This window comes from Plantibacter sp. Leaf1 (assembly GCF_001421315.1).
Classification (GTDB): Bacteria; Actinomycetota; Actinomycetes; order Actinomycetales; family Microbacteriaceae; genus Plantibacter.
Map to the genome: position 1 here is coordinate 209599 of NZ_LMJX01000004.1, position 23756 is coordinate 233354.

The 23756-nt window shown below is 70.7% G+C and carries 23 protein-coding genes; 16 read left to right on the forward strand and 7 right to left on the reverse strand.

From position 1 onward, the window contains the following. The first annotated feature begins 36 nt into the window (after positions 1-36). A complete protein-coding gene (locus ASE44_RS17825) occupies positions 37-1500 on the forward strand; it encodes a glutamyl-tRNA reductase (protein WP_056782254.1) in 1464 nt (487 codons plus the stop codon). A 112-nt stretch (positions 1501-1612) separates the two neighbouring features. On the opposite strand, the gene ASE44_RS17830 is transcribed toward ASE44_RS17825, so the two are convergent. Further along, the gene (locus ASE44_RS17830; RefSeq protein ID WP_056782256.1) at positions 1613-2203 is read right to left on the reverse strand and encodes a DUF4190 domain-containing protein; all 591 of its coding nucleotides are present in this window, start codon (positions 2201-2203) and stop codon (positions 1613-1615) included. Positions 2204-2392: 189 nt separating this feature from the next. Between ASE44_RS17830 and ASE44_RS17835 the strand changes: the two genes are divergently transcribed. Together ASE44_RS17835 and ASE44_RS17840 are read left to right on the forward strand one after the other, a co-directional pair. Next, positions 2393-3193 carry an alpha/beta hydrolase gene (locus tag ASE44_RS17835; protein WP_056782258.1) on the forward strand — a complete coding sequence of 267 codons (801 nt, stop codon included), beginning with the start codon at positions 2393-2395 and terminating at the stop codon, positions 3191-3193. Next, the gene (locus ASE44_RS17840; protein ID WP_056782260.1) at positions 3190-3621 is read left to right on the forward strand and encodes an NUDIX domain-containing protein; all 432 of its coding nucleotides are present in this window, start codon (positions 3190-3192) and stop codon (positions 3619-3621) included. The genes ASE44_RS17835 and ASE44_RS17840 overlap by 4 nt, the downstream gene beginning before the upstream one ends. 66 nt (positions 3622-3687) lie before the next feature. Here the strand turns inward: ASE44_RS17840 and ASE44_RS17845 are convergent, their stop codons facing one another. Both ASE44_RS17845 and ASE44_RS17850 read right to left on the reverse strand, forming a co-directional pair. Continuing rightward, positions 3688-4593, reverse strand: a complete 906-nt coding sequence (locus ASE44_RS17845; RefSeq protein WP_056010625.1) for a serine hydrolase — start codon at positions 4591-4593, stop codon at positions 3688-3690. A 270-nt stretch (positions 4594-4863) separates the two neighbouring features. After that, a complete protein-coding gene (locus ASE44_RS17850; RefSeq protein ID WP_056782261.1) occupies positions 4864-5634 on the reverse strand; it encodes an SDR family NAD(P)-dependent oxidoreductase in 771 nt (256 codons plus the stop codon). Between the two features lie 96 nt (positions 5635-5730). Here ASE44_RS17850 and ASE44_RS17855 point away from each other — a divergent pair, with 96 nt between their 5' ends. From ASE44_RS17855 to ASE44_RS17900, 10 genes are all read left to right on the forward strand, one after another. Beyond that, complete coding sequence (locus ASE44_RS17855; RefSeq protein WP_082456211.1) at positions 5731-6459, forward strand: SDR family oxidoreductase; 729 nt, start codon at positions 5731-5733, stop codon at positions 6457-6459. Next, positions 6456-7139 (forward strand): FadR/GntR family transcriptional regulator, encoded by a 684-nt coding sequence (locus tag ASE44_RS17860; RefSeq protein ID WP_056782264.1) that lies wholly within the window; start codon positions 6456-6458, stop codon positions 7137-7139. Before ASE44_RS17855 ends, ASE44_RS17860 begins: the two co-directional genes overlap by 4 nt. 253 nt (positions 7140-7392) lie before the next feature. Further along, positions 7393-8679, forward strand: coding sequence for a sugar ABC transporter substrate-binding protein (locus ASE44_RS17865; protein ID WP_056010615.1), 1287 nt, complete (start codon positions 7393-7395; stop codon positions 8677-8679). A 6-nt stretch (positions 8680-8685) separates the two neighbouring features. Beyond that, positions 8686-9657, forward strand: coding sequence for a carbohydrate ABC transporter permease (locus tag ASE44_RS17870; RefSeq protein ID WP_369796463.1), 972 nt, complete (start codon positions 8686-8688; stop codon positions 9655-9657). 83 nt (positions 9658-9740) lie between these two features. Beyond that, positions 9741-10583, forward strand: coding sequence for a carbohydrate ABC transporter permease (locus ASE44_RS17875; protein WP_056011910.1), 843 nt, complete (start codon positions 9741-9743; stop codon positions 10581-10583). Next, the gene (locus ASE44_RS17880) at positions 10580-12181 is read left to right on the forward strand and encodes a glycoside hydrolase family 3 N-terminal domain-containing protein (protein ID WP_056782266.1); all 1602 of its coding nucleotides are present in this window, start codon (positions 10580-10582) and stop codon (positions 12179-12181) included. The genes ASE44_RS17875 and ASE44_RS17880 overlap by 4 nt, the downstream gene beginning before the upstream one ends. Continuing rightward, the gene (locus tag ASE44_RS17885) at positions 12178-13119 is read left to right on the forward strand and encodes an N-acetylglucosamine kinase (protein ID WP_056782268.1); all 942 of its coding nucleotides are present in this window, start codon (positions 12178-12180) and stop codon (positions 13117-13119) included. The genes ASE44_RS17880 and ASE44_RS17885 overlap by 4 nt, the downstream gene beginning before the upstream one ends. Next, a complete protein-coding gene (gene murQ, locus ASE44_RS17890; protein ID WP_056782269.1) occupies positions 13103-14074 on the forward strand; it encodes an N-acetylmuramic acid 6-phosphate etherase in 972 nt (323 codons plus the stop codon). Before ASE44_RS17885 ends, murQ begins: the two co-directional genes overlap by 17 nt. Continuing rightward, positions 14064-14933, forward strand: coding sequence for a MurR/RpiR family transcriptional regulator (locus tag ASE44_RS17895; protein WP_056782271.1), 870 nt, complete (start codon positions 14064-14066; stop codon positions 14931-14933). Before murQ ends, ASE44_RS17895 begins: the two co-directional genes overlap by 11 nt. 71 nt (positions 14934-15004) lie before the next feature. Beyond that, positions 15005-15985, forward strand: a complete 981-nt coding sequence (locus ASE44_RS17900) for a hypothetical protein (RefSeq protein WP_157580050.1) — start codon at positions 15005-15007, stop codon at positions 15983-15985. Positions 15986-16030: 45 nt separating this feature from the next. On the opposite strand, the gene ASE44_RS17905 is transcribed toward ASE44_RS17900, so the two are convergent. Next, positions 16031-16849: a hypothetical protein gene (locus tag ASE44_RS17905; RefSeq protein WP_056782274.1), complete on the reverse strand. Its 819-nt coding sequence runs from the start codon at positions 16847-16849 to the stop codon at positions 16031-16033. A 68-nt stretch (positions 16850-16917) separates the two neighbouring features. Then, positions 16918-17556, reverse strand: a complete 639-nt coding sequence (locus tag ASE44_RS17910; RefSeq protein WP_056782275.1) for a LysE family translocator — start codon at positions 17554-17556, stop codon at positions 16918-16920. Between the two features lie 131 nt (positions 17557-17687). On the opposite strand from ASE44_RS17910, the gene ASE44_RS17915 reads away from it, so the two are divergent. Then, entirely contained in the window at positions 17688-19688 is a 2001-nt protein-coding gene (locus tag ASE44_RS17915) for an AarF/ABC1/UbiB kinase family protein (RefSeq protein ID WP_056782277.1), read from the forward strand. Positions 19689-19744: 56 nt separating this feature from the next. Further along, positions 19745-20995 carry an APC family permease gene (locus ASE44_RS17920; protein WP_056782278.1) on the forward strand — a complete coding sequence of 417 codons (1251 nt, stop codon included), beginning with the start codon at positions 19745-19747 and terminating at the stop codon, positions 20993-20995. A gap of 86 nt (positions 20996-21081) precedes the next feature. On the opposite strand, the gene ASE44_RS17925 is transcribed toward ASE44_RS17920, so the two are convergent. After that, positions 21082-21732, reverse strand: coding sequence for a GntR family transcriptional regulator (locus tag ASE44_RS17925; protein WP_056010590.1), 651 nt, complete (start codon positions 21730-21732; stop codon positions 21082-21084). A 119-nt stretch (positions 21733-21851) separates the two neighbouring features. Next, complete coding sequence (locus tag ASE44_RS17930; RefSeq protein WP_056782280.1) at positions 21852-22187, reverse strand: nuclear transport factor 2 family protein; 336 nt, start codon at positions 22185-22187, stop codon at positions 21852-21854. 461 nt (positions 22188-22648) lie between these two features. On the opposite strand from ASE44_RS17930, the gene ASE44_RS17935 reads away from it, so the two are divergent. Next, positions 22649-23386: hypothetical protein (locus ASE44_RS17935; RefSeq protein ID WP_235522690.1), on the forward strand; the 738-nt coding region annotated here is incomplete at its 3' end. Positions 23387-23756: the final 370 nt, after the last annotated feature.

Consider the following 23756-nt stretch of genomic DNA (forward strand, 5'->3'; position numbering starts at 1 on the left):
GAGAGACCGACGTGCCCGCTCGGGTACACTCGACGGGTGCTCATGTGTGTGACGGCGAGCCATAAGAACGCCACCTTCGACCTCCTCGAACGACTCTCAGTCGGCGCGGAGGGCGTTGCCGCGCGCCTGGTCGCCCACCACGAATGCGTCTCCGGGGCCGTCGTCGTGGCCACCTGCAACCGCTTCGAGGCGTACATCGACCTCGACGAGCCCGTCACCGCAGCCGCCTCCGTCGCCTTCGAGGCCGCCGCAGAGGCCGTCAGCGAGACCACCGGCATCCCCGCCGAGCAGCTGCGCGAGGTGTTCGACCTCAGCGTCGGCACCGCGGCCGCCGAGCACCTCTTCGCGGTGTCGGCCGGGCTCGAGTCCGTCGTCGTCGGTGAGGGCGAGATCGCCGGGCAGGTCAGGCGCTCGCTCGAGTCCGCTCGGGCCGGCGGCACCACCAGCTCCGAACTCGAGCGCCTGTTCCAGCGCGCCTCGCAGACCTCCCGTGGCATCAAGAACCGCACGCCGCTCGGGCGCGCGGGCCGCTCCATCGTGCGACTCGCCCTCGACCTCGCCGAGAGCCGGATCGACGACTGGGCCACGCAGCGCGTCCTGCTCGTGGGCACCGGAGCCTACGCCGGAGCGAGCCTCGCGGCCCTCCGCGACCGCGGCGTCACCGACGTGCTCGTGCACTCGCCCTCCGGCCGGGCCGAGAAGTTCGCCCGGTCCCACGAGATCGGTTGGATCGGCCAGGACGAGCTCGCTCGCACCACCGGCGAGGTCGACATCATCGTCACCTGCACCACCGCCGACGGCCACGTCGTCGACGCCGCGCTGCTCCGCGCCGGTCGCGCAGCGGTCGCAGCCGACCACCGTGCCCGCGCCGGCGCCGCGCAGGACGCACCGGTCCTCTCCCTGGTGTCGGGTGCCGCCACGCCGGCCGCCGAGGTGGAGCCCACCGGGGTCTCGGAGCTCGTCCACGACGTCATCACCGAAGCCGCAGCGGAGTGCCCCGTGCCGCACGCCTCGGCCCAGCTCGTCATCGACCTCGGCCTGCCGCGCAACGTCGACCCCGACGTCGCCACGGTCGCCGGTGTCGTCCTCCTCGACCTCGAGACCATCCGGATCCACGCGCCGCTGGAAGAGCTGCAGGCCACCGAGGTCGCCCGCTCCATCGTCAGCCGTGCGGCCCAGAAGTTCGCCGCGGTGGGCGAGGAACGCAGCCTCGAACCCGCGGTCGTCGCCCTGCGGAGCCACGTGCACGCCCTCGTCGAGGCCGAGGTCGCCCGCGCGACGGCCCGCGGCGACGACGACGGATCGACCGCTCGCGCCCTGCGTCACCTCGCCGGAGTCCTCCTCCACGAACCGACGGTCCGAGCACGCAACCTCGCCCGCAACGGCGATCAGGCCGCGTACACCACGGCACTGCAGACGCTCTTCGGTATCGAGGTCCCGCAGGCTCCTGTGGTCGTCGCGCCGGTCACCGACGCCGACTCGGCCGCCTCAGCCTCCTAGCCCGTCGACGCACGACGCCTGGGCTCGCCGAGGCGCGGACCGCGACAACGACGAACGGGCACCGGCGCGATGCCGATGCCCGTCATGATCCGCCTGCCGAGCAGGCCGTGGATCAGTAGCTGTCGTAGTCGTAGGTGGCCGCCGTGCCCATGATGCCGGCGAAGATGAGGATGTAGAAGATGATGACGATGACGCCGGCGAGGACCGACACACCGCTCACGATCGTGCCGGCGAGCGCGAGGCCACGGCCCTGCTCACCGGTGCGCTTGATCTGACCCAGGGCGATGATGCCGAGGACGAGGCCGACGACGCCGAACCCGACGAACGGCGCGATGAGCGAGATGATCGCCATGACGTTCGTCTTCTGGCCGGCCGGCTGCGCGTAGCCGTACGGCGCCTGAGGCTGACCATACGGGGCTGCGGGCTGGCCATAGGTGTTCTGCTGCTGACCGTACGGAGCCTGCGGCTGGCCGTAGGGGTTCTGCTGCTGCTCACCGTAGGGCGACTGCTGCTGACCGTACTTCGGCTGCTCGCCGTACTGCTGCGTCTGCTGCTCGCCGTAGGGCGAGGGCTGACCGTACTGCGGCGCCTGCTCCCCGTACTGCGGAGCCGGCGGGACCTGCGACTCGCCGTAGGGCGGCTGCTGGGGAGCCTGGCCCTGACCGTACGGGTCGTTCGGCTGGCCGGAGTTCGGATCAGTCATGTGGGTGCACCTCGCGCATAGGGGTTCGACGAACGGACTCATGCTTGCAGCGCGCCGTCGCCTTGTCAACACAGCGTACCCCGCGTTCCCGCAGGATCACTGGGCTCGCGCCGCCCCGGCCGAGCGCGGCGACCACGGCGCACGACGGCGGCAGCGCCGGCCGGTGGCAAGATGGACGAGGGGGTGCGGATGGACGAGGAATCGGTGGCGGATGCCGACGATGTCGCGCTCGCAGACGCCCCACCCGTCGCGGAACGCCCAGGGGCACTGAGCATCGCCGGGATCGTCGCCGTCGACTGGATCCACTCGGTGGTGTGGCACACCAGGGCCTTCTTCAGCGGCCGGATCCCGAGGGAGTACGGTCGTGGCGACACCAGCCGCCCGGTCGTCGTCCTGATCCCGGGCGTCTACGAGACGTGGGCGTTCCTCAAGCCGGTCGCCGACCATCTCAACGCCGCCGGGTACCGCATCCGCATCGCGCGCGGCCTCGGCTACAACCGCAAGCCCATCCGGGACACCGCGGCCCGCTTCGCCCGGGCGCTCGGCAGGCTGCCGAAGCCGAACGCCGGCTGCGTCATCGTCGCGCACAGCAAAGGGGGCCTCGTCGGGAAGGAACTCCTGCTCACCGATCGCGAACGCCTCGGGCTGCTCGGCGTCGTCGCGATCTGCTCGCCCTTCTCCGGATCGGTGCTCGCCAAGTACGTCGTCGATCCGAGCCTCCGCGCGTTCCTGCCGACCGACGAGACCATCGTGGCCCTCGGTGCACCCCACGACGTGAACGCCGACATCGTCTCGATCTACAGCACCTTCGACCCGCACGTCCCGTCGAGCAGCGTGCTGCCCGGGGCGACGAACGTGCTCCTGCCCGTCCCCGGCCACTTCGTCATCCTCAGCACGAAGGAGCTCCGGGAGGCGGTGGAGCTGGCGGTCGACGGGTTCGCCGAACGGCGACGCCCACGCGCCGACTCGGACGGCGAGGTGACCCGATGAGCGACCTGACCGGCGGCGGGCGCGGACCGCTCGCCGACATCCTCGTGTCCGCTGTCGCGATCGTCCGGGACCGACGGGTGCTCATGGTCACGGCCCGGGGGCGCGACGTCCTCTACATGCCGGGCGGGAAGATCGACGCGGGCGAGACGCCGGCCGAGGCTGCCGTGCGCGAAGCCCGCGAGGAGATCGCGGTCGACCTCGACCCGGCAGGCGTGACGCCGCTGTTCACCGTCCTCACGCAAGCCCACGGTGAGCCGGACGGCCGACTCGTCCGGATGCACGTCTTCGCGGCGGAGACGGATGCGGTCCCACAGCCCTCGGCCGAGGTGAGCGCGGTGCACTGGGTGGGGACGGAGTCGCTCGACCGCTGCCCGCCCGCCGGACGTGAGGTGCTCGAGCGCCTGGCAACCTTGGGGCGCATCGACTGAGGCCCTTCGACAGGCTCAGGGACCGGGTGGGTTCAGGGACCGGGTGGGCTCAGGGACCCGGCGGGCTCAGTGCACGTATTCGAGGAGGTCCTGGCCGAGGGTGCGGACGGCGTCGACGACGCCGAGTCGCGTTCCGAGCTCGGTGTCGTCGTAGCTCGTGCACACCGCGTAGCTCACGGCGCCGTTCGGGCCGCGCAGGATGCCCGCCTCGGCGCGCACTCCCACGCCGGAACCGGTCTTGTTGAAGAGCTGGATGCCGTGGTCGGGTTCGCGGTGGGCCAGCGGGTCGAGGCCGAACCCTGAGGCGACGAGGGAGAGGTCGGTGTTGAGTGACAACCACGCGAGCACGCGCCGGCTCGTGGTCGCGTCGACGATCTCGCCCGTCGCGAGGGCCTGGAACAGCCAGGCGAGCTCGCGGGCGGACCCGACGGAGAGCTGGGGTGCGTGGTCGGGACCCCGGTGGTCGCGCACGATGTCGAGCAGCGCCGTCCGCTTGAGTCCGATCTCCTCGGCGCGGTGCCGGACGGCCTCGAGGCCGATGTGACGCAGGAGGACGTTCGTGGCGAGGTTGTCGCTCGTGGCACCCACGAGCGCCGCCAGGTCTGCGACGGGCAGGGACGGCGCCTGCAGGTGCTGCCAGATCCCGGAGTCGGCGACCGCGTCGAGCGGCTCGCGGTCGAGGATCGTGAGACCGCTGAAGTCGGTGTCGCCGAGTCGTGCTGCGACCTCGATGAGCAGCAGGACCTTGCCGATCGAGGCGGTGGGGACGACCACGTGGTCGTCGGCCGACATGAGCATCTCGCCGGTCGTGATGTCGTTGATCCGGAGGCTGACCTGCGCACCCGAGGCGGCGAGCTCGCCGAGGGCGCTGAACCCTCTGGTGAACGGTTCGATCGGTGCTGCGGCCCGGTGGCGCCCTCGACGCGCATCGCGCGATCGGCGACGCTCGGACACTTGCACTCGTGAAGCCACGGCTGACCGAACTCCTCTGCTCCAGATGGTGATCCCGACGATGATGCGGGGTGTGGACCTGCCCCGGTCAGCCCACTCGACTGCCGTCCGATGACCCGCTCAGCGGGCCTCCGGATGTGCCGTCCACGGTATCGTAAGCGTCCTTCGGGCTGGCTGCGAATCCTCGCGCAGGAACCGTTCCCCGGGCGCGTCGGCCCGACGACTGTCGCTTTCGGCGAGGCGGAATCGGCCGTGCTGATCGACCGGCGATGACCACCGGATCCGCGTGGATCAGCCGCGGGCGCGAGCCGGGAACTGGGTCGCGAACTTCCCGCCGCTGACGTCGATCAACGCTCCGGTGACGTAGCCGGCCTGGTCGCTCGCGAGGAAGCGGACGACGTTCGCCACGTCCTCCGGCTCCTCCCACCGGCGCAGCGACAGGGTGTCGAGCAAGGCGTCCTGACGATCGGCGGGCAGCTCGGCGAAGCCGTTCATCGCGGTCGGGACCATGCCGGGCGCGTAGGCGTTCACCGTGATCCCCCACGGGCCGAGTTCGCTGGCGAGGACCTTCGTCAACTGCACCACCGCCGACTTCGACGCCGCGTACGCCGCGCTGCCGACACTCGGGATGATCGCCGCGAAGCTCGCCGCGTTGATGATCCGGCCCGAGCCCTGCTCCTTCAGATAGGGGATGACGGCCTTCGACATCCGGAAGACCCCGCCGACGTTCACGTCGAAGCACGCCGTCCAGGCGTCGTCACTCGTCTCCTCGAGCAACGCCTCGACGTTGACGCCGGCGTTGTTGACGAGGACGTCGATCCCACCGAGGCGCGCGGCGGCCTCCGTGACCGCCTCCGTCACCGAGGTCTCGGACCGCACGTTGCACGGGATGGCGGCGAGCGCGTCGCCCCATGCGCAGATGAGATCGTCGAGCGGGGTGACGTCGAGGTCGAGGACCGCGACACGCGCACCCTCGGCGAGGAACGTCTCCGAGAGCGCCCGACCGATCCCGCGTGCTCCCCCGGTCACGATGACCCGGCGGTCCGTCAGATCCAGCAACATCGTCGTCTCCGTTCCTCTGCGGCATGGACGACGGCAGCACCGCCCACGTCAGGCGATTAAAACATACGAATGGTCGACCGTGCCTACACTGGAGCCATGACGGATCGAGTGCTGTGGGTGACCGGTGGCGGAAGCGGGATGGGACGGGCCGTCGCGCTGGCCGCGGCCCGCTCCGGGCGCCGGGTGGTGGTGACCGGCCGCCGGGTGGAGGCGCTCGACGAGACGGTGGCGGAGATCACCGCAGCGGGCGGAACAGCCCTCGCCGCAGCCGCCGACGCGACCGACCCCGCGGCACTCGCGCGTGCCCACGAGCGCATCCTCGCCGACTTCGGAACGGTCGACGACCTCGTCACGGCCGCGGGATCGAACGCACCGCGTCGGCGTTGGGACGACCAGTCGATGGCCGAGTTCGCGACGATCGTCGACACGAACCTCACCGCCGTGGCGCGCGCGATCGACCTCGCACTGCCCGGCATCCGTGCGGCACAGGGCCGCGTCGTCGTCATCTCCTCCTTCGCCGGCTGGCGCTTCTCCACCAAGGGCGGCGTCGCCTACAGTGCGAGCAAGACCGCACTGTCGTCCCTCTGCGCCACGCTGAACGAGGAGGAGGGGATCAACGGTGTCGGCGCGACGCACCTCTGCCCCGGCGACGTCGACACCCCCTTCCTCTCGATGCGACCACAGGTGCCGGACGCCGCGGCGCGGGAGACGATGTTGACCCCGGAGGACATCGCGCGCGCGGTCACCTTCGTCCTCGACGGCCCAGCCCACGTCCGGATCGACGAGTTGGTCATCTCCCCCACCCGCCCGGCCGTCGCGCGGTGACCGCCACCGACCGACCGGGTACCTCGGCGTTCGAACGCACGCTCGACCGCATCGGCTCCGACATCGTCGAGGGACGACTGGCGTCCGGCGCCGTGTGCACGGTCGAAGGACTGACCGCTCTGACCGGGCACTCGCGGTCCGTCGTCCGCGAGGCGACCCGCGTCCTCGGCGGGCTCGGCCTCCTCGAGGGGAAGGCCCACGTCGGACACACGGTCCTGCCGTCGGAGCGGTGGGACTGGCTGCAGCCACGCGTGCTCGGCTGGTCGCTCGCGAGCGGACGACGCGACGCGACGCTGCTGGCGATCCGTGAGCTCCGGACCGCCACCGAACCCGAGTGCGCCCGGCTGGCGGCGGAGCGACGCAGTAGCGCGGCCGGGCTCGAGCTGCGGGCGATCGGCGACGCACTCCTCGACGCCGCGGCAGCCCAGGACGTCGCAGCCTTCCTCGACGCCGACCTCCGGTTGCACCGACTCCTGCGGCAGGCTGCAGCGAACCCGCTCCTCGACCGCGTCGGAGACGCCATCGACGCAGCCCTCCGGGATCGGGTCGACCGCCTTCCGGCCGGTGCGATCGATCTCGACGACGCGGCGTTGCACCGGGACCTGGCGAGCGCCGTCGAGCGACGCGATGGCGACGCGGCCGCGGCGGCGATGCGCGCGATCATCGTCCGCACCGCCTGAGCGCCTCGCGGGAAGGCCGCTCGCGCGGCCCCGCAGACCCCTGTCCGCTCACGGTTCTCGCAGCTTCGTGAAACACGTCCGTCACGCAGGTAACGACCGTGTTGCAGTGCTGGAAAATATTTGCAAGCTCCCTGTACTTATTGAATACTGTTTCCACACCCACTGAAAACAGCAGGGATCGACCCCACGGTCATCACGGATCCCGGGCCAACGACGGCTCGGACTCCCGATCCCAGAATCGAGGAGCAGCACCATGCGCAAGCGCACCCTTCCGCTGGCCGTCCTCGCCACCGCGGCACTCGGCCTCACCGCCTGTGCCGGTGGCGGATCCGGCTCAGGCGACGTCTCGGCCGACGGCCAGACGCTCACCGTCTGGATCATGCAGGGCACCAACCCCGACTCCGAGGCCTTCTTCAAAGAGGTCGGCTCGGCCTTCAAGAAGGAGACCGGCGCCACCCTGAAGGTCGAATACGTGCAGTGGGCCGATGCCCACGACCGCTTCGTCACCTCCATCGCCGGCAACACCACGCCGGACGTCGCCGAGACCGGCACCACCTGGACGGCCGAGTTCGCCGACGCCGGCGCGCTCGCCCCGATCGGCGACTACGTCGACAAGGCCGGCCTGAAGGACGACCTCGTCAAGGGTCTCGCCGACTCCGGCACCTACGACGGCGAGCTCTACGGCATGCCCTGGTACGCCGGCGTCCGTTCGATCGTCTACCGCACCGACGTCTTCGAGGAGCTCGGCCTCAAGGCGCCGACCACCTGGCAGGAGATCATCGACGCCGGAACCGCGATCAAGGCCGCGAAGCCCGACATGATCCCGTTCCCCGTCCCCGGTGACGCCGAGTTCACGGCCTACCCGTGGGTCTGGGGCGCCGGCGGCGAGGTCTCCGAGCTCGACGGCGACACCTGGAAGTCCCAGCTCGCGAGCGACGACTCGCGCAAGGGCATCCAGTTCTGGACCGACCTGGCCACGAAGTACGACCTCTCCTCCTCGGGTGCGACCACCTGGAAGGAGACCGACGTCCTCGACAACTTCGTGCAGGACAAGGTCGCCATGGCGATCATGGGCTCCTGGACCCCGGCCACCATCGTGCAGAAGAACCCGGAGCTCGAGGGCAAGTTCGCCGCCATCCCGATCCCGGGTGAGGACGGCGGCATGTCGCCCTCGGTGCTCGGCGGCTCGCACCTCAGCATGTTCAACACCTCGAAGAACAAGGACCTCGCGTTCCAGTTCATCGAGATGATGACGACCGGCAAGTACGCCTCCGAGTGGGCCGAGCAGACCGGGTACTTCCCCGGCCAGACCTCGCTGCTCAGCGACGCGACCGAGAGCGACGACCCGCTGGTGAAGCCCTTCGCCGAGCAGTTCGTCGACGGCGGCGCTTCCCTCCCCGTGACCCCGAAGTTCGGTGCGGTGCAGGCGAAGAAGACCACCAACGCGATGATCCAGGCCATCCTCTCCGGGAGCAAGTCGGTCGACCAGGCGACGACCGACGCCGCCACCGAGATGGACGACATCATGAACGGCAAGTAGCCGATCGTGTCGACCCTCACCCCGCCCACGGTCACCCGCGAAGCCCCCGCTTCGCGGGTGGCCGGGGGCCCCTCCCCCAAGCGGCTGCGGCTCCTCATGCGCACCCGCCCCTGGCTGCTGCTCACGCCGGCGCTCCTCATCCTCGCCGTCCTCCTGCTCTGGCCGCTCATCCGGGTCGTGCTGTTCTCCCTGCAGGACTACGGCCTCCGCGAGATCGTCTCCGGCGACACCAACTTCAACGGCGGGGCGAACTACGCCGAGGTCTTCGCAGACCCGACCCTCTGGACCGTCGTCCTCCCGAACACGGTCTTCTTCGCGGCGGCCGCCGTCATCGGCACGGTCGTCCTCGGCACCCTCGTCGCCCTCCTCATGGCGAACCTCGGCTCCTTCTGGCGCACCATCGTCGGCAGCGCCATCATGGTCGCCTGGGCGATGCCCGCCGTCACCGGCACCTACGTGTGGGTCTGGATCTTCGACGCCGACCGCGGCATCGTCAACCAGACGCTCATGGGCGCCGGGCTCATGGACGAGCCCTTCAACTGGTTCACCAACCAGTTCACGTTCTACGGCATCGCGCTGCTGAACGTCATCCACCACGGGTTCCCGTTCGTGGCCATCACCGTGCTGGCCGGCCTGCTCGGCGTCTCCAAGGAGATGCTGGAAGCCGCTGAGATGGACGGGGCCGGCGCGTTCCGCCGCTTCTTCCAGATCACCTTCCCGTCGCTGCGCCAGGTGTTCTCGGTCGTCATCATCCTGTCGACGATCTGGGACTTCAAGGTGTTCGCGCAGATCTACCTCATGCCGGGTGGTTCCGGCTCGAACCGTGAGGTGCTGAACCTCGGCGTGTGGTCCTACGTGGAGTCCTTCGGGCAGAACCGGTACGGCTTCGGCTCGGCCATCGCGGTGCTGCTGACCCTCGTGCTGCTCGGCATCACGATCGTCTACATCCGCGCCCTCATGAAGGAGGACGAACTGTGACAACCCACGCCCCCGCCCCGACCACCGCCCGTCGACAGGCTCAGGGACCGGGAACCGACGGATCCGCCAAGCCGCAGGTCCCCATGCACCGGAAGGCGAGCGGTCGGAAGATCCGCTCCAACACGGTCAAGGCGGTCCTCGTCACCCTGCTCCTCGTGTTCACACTGTTCCCGGCGTACTGGATGCTGTCGAGCGCCTTCGACGCGCAGGCGTCGAGCGGCGGCCAGTCCTTCTTCCCGAAGGAGCTGTCGCTGACGAACTTCGAGTCGGTCCTGACCGACGGCGGATTCGCCGTCTTCCTGCGCAACTCCGCGATCGTCGCCGGTGCGACGGTGCTCATATCCGCCGCCGTCGCGCTCCTCGCCTCGGTCGCGGTCGCCCGCTTCCGGTTCAAGTTCCGCACCGCGGTCCTGCTCATGATCCTCGTCGTGCAGATGGTGCCGCTCGAGGCGCTCGTGATCCCGCTGTTCGTGCAGATCCGCGACCTGCAGCTGCTCAACACGCTGCTCGGGCTCATCATCGTCTACGTGGCCCTCGCCCTGCCGTTCGGCATCTGGATGCTCCGCGGCTTCGTCGCGGCGGTCCCGGTGGAACTCGAAGAGGCGGCGTTCCTCGACGGCGCCAGCTGGTGGCGCATGTTCCGCTCGATCATGCTCCCGCTCGTGGCCCCCGGCCTCGTCGCGACGAGCGTGTTCAGCTTCATCACCGCGTGGAACGAGTTCATCTTCGCGATGACCCTGCTCGGCGGCTCGACGGAGAACTACACGGTCGCCATCGGCCTCAAGCAGTTCTTCGGGCTGAACTCCAACGACTGGGGCTCGGTCATGGCGGCGTCGACGATCATCACGATCCCGGTCATGATCTTCTTCATCCTCGTGCAGCGACGCCTCTCCGGCGGCCTCGTCTCCGGAGCGGTGAAGGGATGACCGACCCCGACGTCGCCCGGCTGGTCCGTGGCGTCCTCTGGCCGGGGTTCCTCGGCCGGACCGCCCCGGACTGGCTGCTGCGCGAACTCGACGGCGGCCTCGCCGGTGTCGTCTACTTCGGCCAGAACCTCTCGGCCGATCCGGCGCAGGTCGAGGCCCTCTCTGCGACGCTCCGCGCGCACCGGCCGGAGATCCTCATCGGCGTCGACGAGGAGGGCGGCAACGTCTCCCGGCTCGAGGCCCTCACCGGATCGACGTTGCCGGGGCACGCCCAGCTCGGTGCGCTCGACGAGGTCGAGACCACCCGGGCCGTCGGCTCCGAGCTCGCGCGCCGACTCCGCTCGGCCGGGGCGAACGTCGACCTCGGCCCCGTCGCCGATGTGAACACCAACCCGGCGAACCCCGTCATCGGCGTGCGCTCGTTCGGCACCACCGCGGCGCTCGTCTCTCGCCACGTCGCCGCCATGGTCGAGGGGCTGCAGTCGGGCGGGGTCGCCGCGTGCGTGAAGCACTATCCCGGCCACGGCGACACCGCGAGCGACTCCCACCTCGACCTCCCCCGCATCGAGCTGGAGCTGGAGGAGCTCGAGGCCGAGCACCTGCCGCCGTTCGACGCTGCCGTCGCGGCCGGGGTCGCGAGCGTCATGACCGCCCACATCGTCGTCCCCGCGTTCGGTGACGCACCGGCGACCCTCAACCCGATCCCGCTTCGACGGCTTCGCGAGAGTGGCTTCGACGGCGTGATCATCTCCGACGCGCTCGACATGGCCGCGATCCGTTCCACCTCCGGTTCCGGACGCGGGGCGGTCCTCGCACTCGAGGCCGGCGTGGACCTGCTCTGCATCGGCAACCCCTCGAACCTCGGACCGAAGCAGGGCGCCACCACCGACGAGGACGACTACCTCGAGGTGTTCGAGGCGGTCTGCGCCGCGATCACCGACGGTGGTCTCGACCGGGCGATCGTCGAGCGCGCGGCCGCCCGCGTCGCGCGGCTCGCCGCGACGATCGGCCCTTCGACAGGCTCAGGGACCGGCGACCCGGTCCCTGAGGCGTCCCCGGTCCCTGAGCTGGTCGAAGGGCGCTTCGCCGACGCCATCCGCCGCATCGTCCGGGTCCGCGGTGACGTCGCCGTCGACGCCTCGGCGATCACGCTCGTCGACCTCCGCGACCGGCCGACCTTCGCCGTCGCCTCCGCGCACGACCCGTTCGCCGAATCCCTCGCCGAACGGTTCGCGGTGACGCGGCTCGATGCCGGCCCGAGTCTGCGCACACCGGATCCCCGTGCGGAGGCGTCCACCTCGGACGAGCTGTCCCTCCTGCTCGAGACGATCCCCGCCGAACACGGCGTCGCCCTCCTGGCGGACCGCCTCGACGACGGCAGCCCGCAGCGGCTCGCCGTGGAGCGCATCGCGGCCATCCGGCCCGACGCGGTCGTCGTGAGCGTCGGTCTGCCGCTCGCCGACGACCTCCGGCTCCCACTCCCCGTCATCGACTGTCTTGCAGCCTCACGCGCCTCGGCCGACCGGGTCACGGAGCTGCTCGCCTCGGGGACGACCGCCGCACCATCGCACCACCAGCACCACCGGAACGGATCATGACCCACCTCGCACCACCCGTCCTCGCCATCGATCTCGGGAAGACGTCCTGCCGCGCCCGCATCACGGGCGGTTCCGCCGAGGAGCCGACCGTCCTCGCCGAAGCCCACGGCCACGGCGCGCCCGGCCTCGCCGACCACGAGGGTGCCGAGCTCTCGGCTCGGGCGGTCATGGACACGGTCTCGCAGCTCCCGGCGGCTCTGTTGGCGGAAGTCCGGCACGTCGGGATCGGCGCCGCAGGGGTCGAAGCCGCCCCGCACCAGGTCGCCGCGTTCACCGCGGAGCTCCGCCTGGCGCTTGGTGCCACGATCGCCGTCGTCAACGACGCCCTCGCAGCCCACGCCGGCGCCTTCGCGGGTGGCCCGGGCACCGTGCTCATCGCCGGGACCGGTGCCGTCGTGTTCGACGTCGACGCTGCGGGTGCCGTCAGGCAGATCGACGGCTGGGGGCCCTGGCTCGGCGACGAGGGCAGCGGTCGGTGGATCGGGCAGGAGGGCCTCGAGGCGTGCATGCGCGCGTTCGACGGTCGCGGCCCGGCGACCGCGCTCCTCGCGGACGCCGAGGCACTCGCCGGCACGATCCCGGCGCTTCCGCTCTGGGTCTCCAGCACCGGAGCACCGGCCCGCCAACTCGGCACCTTCGCCCCGACGGTCATCGCCCGGGCAGAGCAGGGCGACCAGGTCGCCGCGGGCATCGTCGACGGCGCCTGTGCACACCTCGCGGCGAGCGCCGCCGCGGCCGGTAGCGGTGCCGTGTGCGTCGTCGGCGGCATCGCCTCCCAGCCCTACTTCGCCGCCCACCTCGCGACGGCCATGCGCGAGGTCGGCGTCGACCTCGTCGGACCTCGGGGCGACGCCTTGGACGGCGCCAGGCTCGTGGCCCTCGACACGGCGATCTCCTACGCCGGAAGGGTCGTGCGCGACGATGTCCACGCTGTCTGAGGGTTCCTCCGTCAGGGACTCCCTCCGCGCCGAGCTCGCGACGATGTCGACCGAGCAGGTGGGCGAACGCGTCCCCGACCTCGACGCCCTCACCACGCGTGAGCTCGTGGAGGCAATGAACGAGGAGGACCGGTCCGTCCCGGAGGCCGTCGCCGCGGTGGCCCCCGAGATCGCGGCGGCCGTCGACGCGATCGTCGACCGACTCCGGCGCGGTGGTCGGCTCATCTACCTGGGAGCCGGCACGGCGGGCCGCATGGGCATCCTCGATGCGAGCGAGGCCCCACCCACCTTCGGCACCGATCCCGGGCTCATCGTCGGGCTCATCGCGGGTGGCCCCGGCGCCATCCAGCAGGCGGTGGAGAACGCGGAGGACCGTGACGACCTCGGGCGCGCGGATCTGGCGTCGCTGTCGATCACCGCGGACGACGCCGTCGTGGGGGTCTCCGCGTCCGGTCGCACGCCCTACGTCCTCGGCGCCCTCGAGTACGCGCGCTCGATCGGTGCGATCACCATCGGCCTGTCGTGCAACGCGGGCTCCCCACTCGGACGGGACGCCGACATCGGCATCGAGGCGGTCGTCGGTCCGGAGCTCCTCACCGGTTCGACGCGGCTGAAGGCCGGGACGGCGCAGAAGCTCGTGCTCAACATGCTGTCGACGATCTCGATGGTGCGACTCGGGAAGACGTACCGGAACCTCATGGTCGACCTGCGTGCGACGAACGAGAAGCTGCGGGCGCGCGCGGAACGGACGGTCATGCTGGCCACCGACGTCGACGCCGCCACGGCCGCTGCGACACTCGCATCCGTCGACGGCTGGGTGAAGGCCGCTATCCTCGTCCTCGTGACCGGCATCGCCGCAGATGAAGCAGTCGCCCGCCTCCGCAGCGGCGACGGGTCCCTCAGCGCGGCCATCGCGGCCCACGCCACGACGGGGGCAACTCCGGATGTCCACTGACGCGCTGCTCGTGCTCCGCCAGGCGATCCCTCGCCTGAGCGCCGCCGAGACGCGCGTCGCCGAGACGATCATCGGCACCCCGTCGCTCGTCGTCGAGTTGACCATCACGGAGCTCGCGAAGGCGTGCGGCACCTCGCAGGCGACCGTGGCCCGGTTCTGCCAGACGATCGGGTACACGGGGTACCGGGAGTTCCGGGTGGCCGTCGCGACGTCGACGAGCCGCGAGCAGGCGGAGCGGGACCGGTTCGAGGTCGACGACGCCGACATCGACCCGGACGACTCGGTGGAGACGGTCGTCGCGAAGGTCGCGTACCAGGAGGTGCAGGCGATCGAGTTGACCGCCCGTTCGCTCGACCGGGACGCCCTGGACGCGGTCGTGGACGCGCTGCTCATCGCGCCGCGCATCGACATCATCGGCTTCGGCTCCTCGAACCTCACCGCGCAGGACCTCCACCAGAAGCTCTACCGGATCGGCATGCCGGCCAACACCTTCGTCGACGCCCACCTGGCGTTGCCGTCGGCCGCCCTCCTCGGGCCGGGCGGGGTCGCCATCGGCATCTCGCACTCGGGTCTCACGGTCGAGACCGAGCAGGCGATGCAGCTCGCCCGTGCCGCGGGGGCGACGACGGTGTGCATCACGAACTTCCCCGACTCCCCCATCGCAAGCCGGTGCGACCTCGTCCTCGTGACGCAGGCCAGGGAGAGCCGCTACCGTTCCGGGGCGATGTCCTCGCGCATCGCCCAACTCGCGCTCGTCGACCTGCTGTTCATCCGTGTCGCCCAGCGTCGCTACGACGTCGCAGCGGAGTCGCTCCGCGTCACCTACGAGTCCATCCAGGACCACCGCATCGACACCTGAGCGTGGCTGTCGAAGACGTCAGCCACTGAGCTCGATCATGGTCCGACGTGGGACGATCGACCATGGCTTCCATGGATGACGCACCACGGATCGGGGACCTCGAGGTCGATGGCGGTGCACTTGCCGGCGACGGCACGACACTCGCGGAGCTAGCGGACGAACTGGCTTGCGGCATTGATGAGACCACTGCCGTTGAGGCACCGTCGGATGGTTGGCGGGTGCTCCGCCGGATGGAGAGCAGTGCGGTGTACCTCGGTTCGCCGGTCGACACGGACCACCGGACCTGGCGCGTGGCGCAGGTGCATCCGAGCGAGCAGCTTCCGCTGGTGCGCGTCCACCCGAACACCATGGACCTTCGACCGAGCCGAGCCGAGCGGCGACAGGGCTTGGAGCTGCGGTGGCCGTCGTTCGTCGCGGAGATCGCCGATCCGAGCGACCTCGTCGTCGACATCGTGAACGCGGGTACCACCAGATGGACGCCGGAGAGCGAGGGGTTCCGAGCGGTCGGGGCCCTCACCGCGCCCGGCGAGACCGGATTCTCCTTCGGGTGGAAGGGTTCCGCGGCGGACCGCGCCGTCCCGCTCGACCCCGGCGAGGTCACCCGTGTCCCGGTGCAGCTCCAGCCGCAGTCGGACGCCAACTCGCTGGAGCCCGGCCCCTACGACCTCCACGTCGTGGTCGTCGAACTCGGGCTCCGTCTCGCCGAACCGCTCCGCGTCGAGCTGACGGCCGAGATGGTCGGCCGTCAGCTCGCCAAGCAGAATCAGCACCGGGCCGACCCCGCGACCGAGCGCCGAGCCTACGACCGACAGATCGAGGCGGAGCGGCTGCGAGCCGCCGCTCGTCAGTCCTGGCCCGCGATCGCCGAGGTGATCGGGAGCGCGGTGTCGGACGACGAGGCGCTCGCCCGCATCGCAGCCGTTCTGGACTGCGAGCCGGAGCAAGCCAGGTCCGTCTACGACACCTCGCTTCGTGGGCTGGTCAGGGCGGACGCCGACCGCCGCGACGAGCGCCTGCAGGAGCTCGTCCGCCGCCGCGACGCCATCGGATGACGCTTCACCCGAGCGACCGAGCCGCTTGACGGGAGAGGCCCCGACTCACCCCGTGCGCGGCGATGAGCCGCGCCGGTGCAGTCGGGGCAGGAACAGCGCGAGACCGAGGAAGACGACGCCGAGCACCGGAGCGACGGCACGGATTGCAGGGACCACCGGACCATCGACGTACCAGGGCAGCGGGAACCCGAGATTGGTGTTCCCCGTGGCATGCAGGGCGGCGAAGTCGAAGAGGACCACCCACTGCTGCGGGCTCGTCGACCCGTCCCGGTAGGACGGTGCGATCGCGAGGATCGAGCGGTCGTCGGTGGTGACCGATCCGCCGTCCGCACCCACCTCACCCCGGTTGATCTGCTGGTCGGTGTACTCCGGCAGGCCGTCCTCGACCGGGACGTACATGCGCCATTCGTCCCGGAGCCGGACCTCGCCGGCGGAGGGGTCCTCCTCCCCGTGAGGCGCACTCACCCTGGCGACGAATCGAACCGGCAGCTCATCGGAGCCGATGATGTCGGCCGGTTCGACGATCGGCACGCGGTCGACGACGCGTGAACGGGTGTCGACGTCCAGCAGCGTGAAGGTCCGGCCGTTCCGCGCATACGAGCCGAAGCGGGTCGTCGCCCCCTGGAACCGCTCGAGCTCGACCTCCGTTCCGGCGGCGGTGGTCACCGCGATCCGGTCGGGGGCGCTGAACGCCGGACCGTCGGCGGGAACCACCGGCACGGTGAGCCCAGCGGCGGTCGTGAACGCGAGGGCCGCGATGACCCCGGAGAGCACCTGCAAGACGAGGCGCTGGTGCCGCCGCTGGCTCGTCCGTTCCGCCGACTCGCCCGCCCCGGTCTCGTTCCGCAACCGCTGATCGTCCATGCACGTTCCCCGTTCCCCGCGGGCCACCCTAGCGGGAACACCGGCCGATCACCGGTCGGGACGCTGCGCTACGCCTTGCTGCCCGTCAACGCGATCGTGCCACCGAGGCCGATCAGCATGACGCCACCGCCCGCGGTCAGCTTCGAGAGGCGCTTCGGGCTCCGCGCGAACCAGGCCCGCGCCGTCCCCGCCGTGAGCGCCCAGACGCTGTCGCTCACGAGCGCGATCGCGAAGAAGACGAGTCCGAGGATGGCCATCTGCACCGGGATCGCCCCGTGGTCGTACGCGACGAACTGCGGGAGGACGGCGACGAAGAACACGATCGTCTTCGGGTTCGTCACGCCCACGAGGAAGCCCTCGCCCAGGAGCCGCCGTGAGGACGGGCGGGCTTTCGTCGTCTCCGCGGTGCCGGTGTGGGCGTTGCGATGACGGATCGCCTGCACACCGAGGAACACGAGGTACGCGGCTCCGACGAGCTTGATGACGGTGAACACGACGACCGATTCGGCGACGATCGACCCGACGCCGAGGGAGACGAGCGCCACCGCCGGCAGCATGCCGAGGGCGTTGCCGACCACGCTGAGGACGCCCGCCTTCCGCCCCAGCGCGAGTGAGCGGCCGATGACGAAGAGGATGCTCGGCCCCGGGATGACGATCAGCGCGAGCGACGCCAGGGCGAACGCCCACAGGTTGGTCGGGGGAAGCATGCGGACTCCGATGATCGGCTCGGGTGGTGAGTCGAATGTAGACGACCGACGACCGCTCGCGCGCGCTCAGCTCGGCCGGATACGCTGGCGGACGGGGCGAGTCGACCGCTCGACCGACGAGGGGATGCCGGATGCTGACTGATGCGCTCACCATCGTGCTGGCGATCGTCTCCGCGCTCCTCCTCGGATTCGCCGCCCGGAGGGTGCTCGACGCCCCCGTCGGCTGGCCGCGCAGCATCGTCGTCGGCCTCGTCGTCTTCGTCACCGGTCCGCCGTTCGCCAGCTGGCTCGTCCAACAGACCGGCCTCCTCCAGGACGGCCAGGCCGACGACGCCCGTGCCGCGTTCGCCGCGATCGCCGTCGCCCTCCTCGCGATCGGCTGGATCTTCGCCCTCGGTCTCGGCGTCCTCGTCGCCATCGAGGTGATCATCCCCACCCGCCCGTTGATGAACCCGATCGACGTGGTCCGCTCGGCGATCCGGCGCCGTCGTCGCACCCGCCGCTACCTCCAGATCCTCACGATCGCCTCGCGTCACGGCGCCGGCTGGCTCGTGCACGGCCGATCCCGCGTGCAGCTGGAACTCACCACGAGTGAGCAGCGCGCCAATGCGATCATCGCGACGATCAACGACTCCGGCGTCACCTTCGTGAAGCTCGGGCAGGTGCTGTCCACACGCCGTGACCTCGTGCCGGAGCCCTACCTCAGCGCCCTCGCCTCCCTGCAGTCGGAGGCGACGACGCTGCCCTGGCACGAGGTCGAGGTCGTCATCGAGACCGAACTCGGCGCCCCGATCGACACGGTGTTCGCGTCCATCGACTCCGAACCGCTCGCCGCCGCCTCGGTCGCGCAGGTGCACACCGCTGAACTCCTCGACGGCACGCCCGTGGTCGTGAAGGTCCAACGTCCCGCCGCTCGGGTGCAGGTGGAAGCCGACGCCGACATCGTCGTCCGTCTGGCCGAGCGCGCCGAGACCCACACGAAGTTCGGGCAGGACCTCCGCCTCGCCTCCGTCGCCCGAGCGTTCACCTCGACCCTGCTCGAGGAGCTCGACTACCGGATCGAAGCCCGCAACGTGGAGATGATCCGCAGCACCCTGAAGCGGCGCGACGAGCACGACGACGGCGTCCGGATCACCGTCCCGCGCGTCTATCCGGCGGCGTCGGGCGCCCGCCTGCTCACCATGGACCTCGTCGACGGGCTCCCCCTCAGCCGCGCTCGCGAGCGCATCGCGACCATCCCGCTGGAGGAACGGCAGGCTCTCGCGACCGGCCTCATGGAGGTCGTGCTCGAACAGATCCTCGTGCACGGTGTCTTCCACGCCGACCTGCACCCGGGGAACGTCATCCTCCGCGAGGACGGCTCCCTCGGCCTCATCGACTTCGGCGCCGTCGGTGTCATCGAGCGCAGCCAACGTCAGCGGCTCACCGCGGTGATGCTCGCGACCGTCAGCGAGGACGACATCGCCGCGACCGACGCGCTCCTCCTCATCGTGGACCTGCCGGAGGACGCCGACCTCGACGCCCTCCGCCACGACGTGGGCATCGTCATCACCACCGAACGACACCGCCCGGGCGGCGACGGTTCGATCTTCAGCCGTCTCCTGGACGTCATCCGCCAGCACCACATCGCCCTGCCCGGTGACCTCGCGGCCGCGTTCCGCAGCTTCGCGACCCTGGAGGGATGCCTCAAGGCCCTGGACCCGGACTTCGACATGTTCGAGCAGGCGCTGCCCATGGTGCCGCGACTGCTCCGGCGTGCCCGGTCGATCCGCCAGACGGCGGTGACGTTGCAGGCCCAGGCCGCAGTGTCGGCCGCGCTGGCACGCAACTTGCCGCGCCGACTCGACGCGCTGCTCTCCGGGCTCGAGCAGGGCACGGTGGGGGTGACCTTGAAGGGCCTCGCCGACGAACCCGCGAAGGGACTCGTCCAGGGGGTGACGGCGGAGATCGTCGGCACGTTGATCTCGATCGCCGCCATGGTGATCGCCGTGGTCCTCGTCGTGACGGGTGCGGGCCCGACTCTGCCGGGCGGACTCCGCGTCTTCGACCTCATCGCCGCGTTCATCGGCTTCCTCGGATTCCTCGGCCTGCTGCGCGTCCTGCGGCAGACGGTGATCCGGCGAGGCCAGTGATCGACGCGTTCTCCACGCGGACCCTGGTGTTCATCAGACCCCGCTAGCGTGATCGGGTGAGCGCCCCCGGACTGCAGCGACGACTCGGCACCAGCGCCGCCGTGTTCATCGGCCTCGGTTCGATGATGGGCGCCGGCGTGTTCGCGGTGTTCCAGCCGGCCGCCCAGGTGGCGGGCGCCGGGCTGCTCATCGGACTCCTGATCGCTGCGGTCGTCGCCTGCTGCAACGCGATGTCGTCGGCTCAACTCGCGGCCCAGCTGCCCTCGGCCGGAGGCAGCTACGTCTACGGTCGCGAACTCGTCGGGCCGTGGTGGGGGTTCGCCGCCGGGTGGAGCTTCGTCGTCGGGAAGACCGCGAGCGCCGCGGCGATGGCCGTCGCCTTCGCCGCCTACGCTGCGCCCGCCGAGTGGAGTCGGCCGGTCGCGGCGGTCGCGGTCGCCCTGGTGGTCGTGACCAACTGCCTGGGCGTGACCCGCACGGCGACGGCGACTCGCGTGATCGTCGTGGGTGTCCTGCTCGTGCTCGCCGTGGTCGTCGCCTCCGGGGCGTTCGGGCCGGCGGCGGGCGTGACCGGTTCCGCATCGCTCGGGTTCGATGCCGGGCCGCTCGCCGTGCTGCAGTCCGCCGGCCTGCTGTTCTTCGCCTTCGCCGGGTACGCGCGCATCGCGACCCTCGGCGAGGAGGTCCGTGACCCGGCCCGGACGATCCCGCGGGCCATCGGGATCGCCTTCGCGGTGGCGGTGGTGGTCTACTTAGAGGTCGCCGTGGTGGCGTTGCTCACCCTCGGTGCTGACGGTCTGGCCCAGGCGTCACGACCGCTGGCGGCCGTAGTGGAGGCGAACGGGTGGCCGTGGGCGACGACGCTCGTGCGGGTCGGGGCGGCGGCCGCCTGTCTGGGTGCACTGCTCGCCGTGTTCGCGGGTGTGGGCCGGACCGCGTTCGCGATGGCGAGGACCGGCGACCTCCCCCGGGCGCTCGACGCCGTGCACCCGCGCTTCGCCACCCCGTACCGCGCGGAACTGCTCGCGGGCGCCGTCGTCGTCGTGCTCGTGCTGCTCGTCGACCTCCGGAGCGCGATCGGCTTCTCCTCGTTCGGCGTCCTGTTGTACTACGTGGTCGCGAACGTCGCGGCGCTGCGGCAGACGAGTGGACACCGACGGTATCCGCGGGCGGTCAGCGTGGTGGGTGCTGCCGGATGCGTGCTGCTGATGGGCACGCTACCCCCGACGTCCGTCGCCGTCGGGAGCGCGGTGGCGTTGCTCGGGTTCGCCGGGCGGGCGATCGTGGTCCGTCGACAGACTCGGTGAGCGGTTCCGGTCCCTGAGCCTGTCGAAGGGCCTCGCCCCAGTCCCTGAGACTGCCCCGGTCCCTGAGCCTGTCGAAGGGCGGCCCGCTACAGCTGGGCGGACAGCCGGAAGATGTTCTCGACCGCGAGCTCGGCGGCGATCGCGTCGCCGGCCTCGACCGCCTTGCGGAGCTCCGGGTAGCCCTGTTCCTTCGCGGCCCAGTCGGTCGTCTCCTCCGTGCGGGTCGCGGACGACCGGTAGGTGAGGCCGTCGATGATGTCCTTCGTCGCCGCGACGAGGGTGGCGTTCGGGCACGCGGTGATGAAGGCGTCGAAGAGCTCCCAGCTGAGACGCCCGTGCTCGGCCATGTCGCGCTGCTCGACGACGACGATCACCTGGTTGATCGAGCGGACGAGTGCCTTCTTCTGTGTCGAGCCGAGGCCGGGGACGGTGACGCGGACGATGCCGCCGAGCATGGCGCCGAGGGTCTGCATGACCTCGGTGCGCTGAGCGGGGTCCGGCAGGGCGACGCGGGTGTAGCGCTGGGCGGCCATCTCGATGAGGCCGACGCGGGCGAGGTCGTTGAGCGCTTCGCGGATGGGGGTGCGGGAGATGCCGAGCCAGGACTGGAGTTCGCCGTCGTTGAGGTGCTCGCCGGGCTCCAGCGTGCCGTCGAAGATGGCGGTGCGGATGCGCTCGACCGCGACCTCGCGGAGGGACCGACGCTCGACGGGCGGGTTGGCTGAGGGCACGGGCATGCGGGTTCTCCTTCGTCGGCGAATGCTACGGCATCAGCGTACCGAATATCAGCGGAACCGGACCCCGCCAGCCAGTGTGATCCGAGGCAGATGGCACGCGCCCTGCCGCAGGTGAGAGCTCACACGGCACCGCCGAAATACACCTCGACCTCGCGCACGGCACCGTCGACCACGCGGGTCGCCTCCACGTTCCGGAAGGTCGTGCCGTCGACGACGTACTCGTACCGGTGGAGGACGATGCCGTCGGTCTCGACGATCTGCAGCGTGACACTCGGGGCGTCGAAGTGGTCGGCGCTCGGGAAGCAGCGCTCGAACCAGGTGGCGCGGTCGAGGTGGTCGTCCTGCGGGCTGGTGAAGACGAAGTCGTCGTGGATGAGCGCCTCGGCCGCGGCTCGGTCCTGCTCGTGGAAGGCCCGCATGAGCGCCAGAACCGTGTCGATCGCCGATGAACGCATGCGGGGAGTGTACGCCCGGGCACGGCACCAGCCGAGGGGCGTTCCCGGCTGCCGAATCCGTCACCGGATGACTCCGGTTCCTGAGCTTGCCGAAGGGCATTCCCGGTCCCTGAGCCTGCCGGAGCGCACTCCCGGTCCCTGAGGTTGTCGAATCGCTCTCCCGGTCCCTGAGCTTGTCGAAGGGCACCCCGGTGAACAAGTTTGCCGGTGTCCGACCCCGGCCTCAGGACGCTCCCGGCCGCCGCATCCACCGCAGAACCCCGGTCCCTGAGCTTGTCGAAGGGCACTCCCGCTCCCTGTTCCCGCCTCGAAGCGGGACCCCGGTCCCTGAGCTTGTCGAAGGGCGATCCCTGGGCCCGTCGATGCACCCATGACCAGACCCCATCTGTCGGATAAATACCCAGATCAGAAGAACATTCCTCACCCGCTCCAGTGTCAGTGGTCCGTGTTTGGATGGAACCATGACCAGCACCGCACCGAACCCCCTCGCCGCCGCCGCGGCCGGGTTCGATGCCGTGTGGCACGGCGCGCTCGACGCGATCCGTGCCGGGACGGGTACTGCGGAGCAGCTCGAGAACATGAACGGCGAGGCTCTGTTCCGGGTCCTCGACGAACTCGGGGCCGTGCAGCACGCAGTCGAGGTGCTCGCCGCACGGGTCACCGGAGCGATCGCCCTCCGGCCGTCGCCCACGGGCCGCGACGGGTCACTCGTCCGCGCCGCCGGTTACGCCAACCCTGGCGTGATGGTGTCCGAGCGGTGGCGGGTCTCCCGCGCCCGCGGTTCGGTCATCGCGGAGGTCGGCGCGGCGATCACGCAGCCGCGTGGGCTCCTCGGCGAGCTGGAGGAGTGCCCCTTCCCAGACATCGCCGCGGCCCTCGACGCGACACCAGGTGCCGACGCTCCCTCCGTCCCCGCCGAAACGGATGGTGACGGGCCCGTTGCAGGCGGCACACCTCCTGCCCCGCTCAGCGTCGACGGTGCGGCGGTCATCGTCCGTGAACTCCGGAACGCTGGCCGTATCTGCACCAGGGCCGAGCTGCAGGCCGCGACGGTCATCGCGGTCGAGCACGCCGCGCACGCACCTTTGCAGGATGTCGTCCGGATCGCGAAGCTCGTCCGCACCCGCCTCGATCAAGACGGCAGGGAACCCCGCGACGAACTCCTCCGCCGAGCCGAACGCGCCACCCTCCGAGAACTGNGCTCCTCCGCGCCGAACTCGCCCCAGAAAGCGCCGCCTTCGTCCGCGCAGGACTCGACGCCCTCATCGGCGCCGGACTGCGCCGACTACAGTTCGTGGACGCCGACGCCGATCACCCGGACGGAACTGGCACACCCATGCCGGAGGGGCCGTCACTGATCCCCACCGACCGGCGCCGCGCCATCGCCCTCACCGAGATCTTCCGCCACACCGCCGGCTGCGGTGGTGCCGCGACCGAGCTCACACCCGTGTCCGTCGTCATCCGCGTCGACCACGACACCCTCGAAACCGGCGTCGGCTCAGCCAGCATCGACGGCATCGAAGAACCCATCGGTGCCGGCGCCCTCCGTCGCCTCGCCGCGGACGCGAA